At 66.1% G+C, this 3085-nt stretch carries 3 protein-coding genes and 1 pseudogene; all 4 read right to left on the reverse strand.

The window, feature by feature from the left end; all coding sequences use genetic code 11:
- Positions 1–1052 (reverse strand): annotated as a pseudogene (locus A5780_RS33535) (hypothetical protein); the annotation flags it as partial.
- 342 nt (positions 1053–1394) lie between these two features.
- Positions 1395–1577 carry a hypothetical protein gene (locus A5780_RS33540; protein WP_064911064.1) on the reverse strand — a complete coding sequence of 61 codons (183 nt, stop codon included), beginning with the start codon at positions 1575–1577 and terminating at the stop codon, positions 1395–1397.
- Between the two features lie 104 nt (positions 1578–1681).
- Complete coding sequence (locus A5780_RS33545) at positions 1682–2260, reverse strand: cysteine hydrolase family protein (protein ID WP_197521941.1); 579 nt, start codon at positions 2258–2260, stop codon at positions 1682–1684.
- Positions 2257–3085 (reverse strand): hypothetical protein (locus A5780_RS41495; protein ID WP_197521942.1); only part of this gene is annotated, 829 nt, incomplete at its 5' end. The genes A5780_RS33545 and A5780_RS41495, both read right to left, overlap by 4 nt.

Genomic DNA, 3085 nt, shown 5'->3' on the forward strand with positions numbered 1-3085 from the left:
ACCACCGCCCGGGCGAGAGCCGCCAGCACTGCCCGCACACTGCGGAGCCGTTGCGGGTGGAGTCCGGCGAGCAGCGCCGCTATCGCAGCCTCGAAACCGCTTCGCACAGCCTCGATCTCGGCGAGCACTGCGGGAGGCAGACTGCCGGTGTCGTCGGCGTCGTCTATCCGGAATCGGCGCGGTCGGTCAACCTGGGCTTCGACAAGGGCGGGCTCCCACTTCGCCGCACGCCACCATGCCCGTCCGCGGGCCAGGCACGCGGACGGGCATGCGTGCCGCGCGAGATCCCATGCGGTGTCCTCGGCCAGGCCGCGTTCGGCGGCGACCGTGGTGACCGCGGATAGCCAGACGTAGCGCTTCCACCACCGTTGCCCCAACTCGTGGGCCTTGCCACGCAGCTCCGAGATAGCCGCCCACGCTTCGGCGGTGCCGTAGTCGGCGCGAGCCATCGCGCACGCCATTCCCCACTCGACAGCAGACCGGCTGCCATCGAGCACCCCGCTGTAGGTCGTGCTCTTCCGAGACGGCCGGCCGTGCCGGATCTTCCGCTTGCCGTGGAGTTTCCGCGTGATCGCCACGGCATCCAGCGCGTCGGCGGGGGTGGCTGTGCACGCGATCACCGGCGCCGGGAGACCGATCCGGTGCGGTGCGCTCAGCAGACGCAGATGCTGCCCGGTGCGGTCCTGCACCGTCGTCCCGTACTGCTTCGACAGGCGGCGGCACAGCCGCTGCCACTGCCGCACAGGAACCTTCGGGTCGGTAACCACCGCGATGACGTGGCGACCACCGGGTCGGCCGCTCTCCCGCACGATGTACGGCAGCCCATGCTCGACGCACCACGCCACCAGCGCCTCCGCGCACGCGTCGCCGACCACCGGATTGGACGCGTCGATATCCGAGGCCAGCAGCCCTTCGGCCACGCGGGCCGCGACCGAGGCGCACTCACCCGAAGCCAGGGCCGCCAGAGCCTCCCGACGTGTCATCACCCGCTTCGGTGAGGTGTTGTCCGCGGCGAGAAGGACATAGCGGCCGACAAACATCGCCGCGTCCATCGCGCCGAGGTACGACGATTGACGAAACCGCTGTTCAGTGGGCTTTTCAGTGCTGCAATTCTGTAACAGAGCGTGTTCGAGCGCAGGCGTGTGCGCGCGTGCGCTACTCTGAGACCTGCTGGGCACAGCATGTCCCTTCATCTGAGGGGCGAGACTCAACCCCTGGCGTGCAGGCCGGGGGTTTCTCGCGTGTATGGGGTTTTAGTCATATGGGTCGGTAGCCCATCGGCGGTCAGATCGCCCGCGCAGCCTCCTTCGTGGGGTCGTCGTTACGAGCAGCTGCACCGCACGCTATCGCCGGATGACGAGCGGTGGTGGCTAGGTCACACAGCTTGTGTGGAATTAGCTTGCGAGCTGGAGTTGTTCGGGAGCCTTGACCTTCTTCGACACCTTCAGTTCCCGGGCCAGGGCGGCCTCGAAGAATGCGCGGTAGGTCAGCCCACGCCGTTTCGCCTCCGCCTTCACGGCCGTAATCAGGTCTTCGTCGATTTCGACCAGCTGGGGTTTTCCACGTACTGCGGTCATGCCGGTTATATAACGCCCGTGTCCGGCGGGGGCGGTAGCCGACACGCCGCAGCGGGACAAGATGCTTTGAGGGTCGGGGATTTCTACGTGACAGGCCCGAGCAATCAGGCGGCGGAGGCTTTTTCGATCGCGTCGTGAACATCGCTCGTCGTGAGGAGTTGTCCCGCGCCGACCAGCCGCGAGATGTGCAGCAACGCCGAATCGTGGATCTCCTGCGCAGAGTGGCGGGTGGCGTTGGAGGCAACTGCATCCCGCACTACCCACGGCACGTAGCCCTGTTCGAATGCATCCAGTGCGGTCTTCAGAACGCAAGCGTCGGTGGCGATCCCGCAGATCACGAGCTCAGTGACGTCCAGCTCTGTGAGGAGTGCGAGACCTTCGTCGGTAAGCGCGGTATAGGTCGTCTTGTCCAGCAGCCGCGCGCCGGCCTGCGATGTGAACGGGAGGAGATCCTCGACGATGTCGGTGTCTGGCGGTCCGTAGAGGGCCCTCCAGCCGATGAGGTTTTCGTAGGGGCTCCCCGTGTAGTTCCAGTACCGGGTGAACACGGTGGGGCGACCCGTAGTAGCCCATCGCGAGGTCAGGTCAACGATCGCAGGGATGACATGTTGAGAGTGCTCGTTGACGAACCCGTTCTGGGCGTCCACGACTAGTAGTGCAGCCCTATCCAGTCGGATGCTCATCGGCCTGCCTCCTTCAGTGCTTCCATCGCGAGGGCCAGCTGGTCGGGTAGGCCGCTGGTGGTGACGATTGCCTCCCGCATCTGCCGGTGCTGCCCGGTCTCCTGGGGACGTGCGGTGAGCAGGAGCGAGCGGGCAGACCGCAGAAAGGGGTGCCCGTAGTGGGGGTGGATTCCGGCCGTTTCGCTGGACTCGATCTGCTCATTGATCCACGCGGTGTAGGCCCAGATCGACTGCACCCCAAGCTCACACGAAACGAGGTCGTCTTCGGCGAGCGCGCGCAGAGGATCGTGCGGGTGGTAGACCACGCCGGACCAGCTCGCCCAGCCGCTGGAGACGCCCGGCACACCGAAGGCCCGCATCTCAGGGGGGTGGTAGCCGGCCGCGAGGAGTTCCTGCTCGACACGCTCCGCACCTGTGGGGACCTCAGCCGCATCGTTGAAGTCCCGATCGACTAGGGCGCGGGGAGCGCAGATCAGTCGGAGACCGGCATCCAGTGTGGCGCCGAACCAAGGCACTGTGTGCACCCAGTAGAGGCTGAGTACGTATGCGGCGGAGGCGCTTTCGTGTCCGGTGAGGTCACGGAGGTAGTTGGACGCCCATTCGATGTTCTCCGGATAGCTCTGGTAGCGCCAAGTCGCGAGGGTGGTGACGTCAGCCAGATCGAGTTCCTCGACGAGGTGGAGAATGACTGTCCCCCACGGCCAGACCGTTAGGCGGTTCAGGTCGCCGGGGCCTTCGATGGTCCCGAGCCAGCAGGGGGACTTTCCGAGCTGACCGTCGACCTGGTCTAGCGCGAGGCGATCTCGGAGGGGCGTGACGAATTCG

Source organism: Nocardia sp. 852002-20019_SCH5090214 (genome assembly GCF_001665865.1).
GTDB classification, from domain to species: domain Bacteria; phylum Actinomycetota; class Actinomycetes; order Mycobacteriales; family Mycobacteriaceae; genus Nocardia; species Nocardia nova.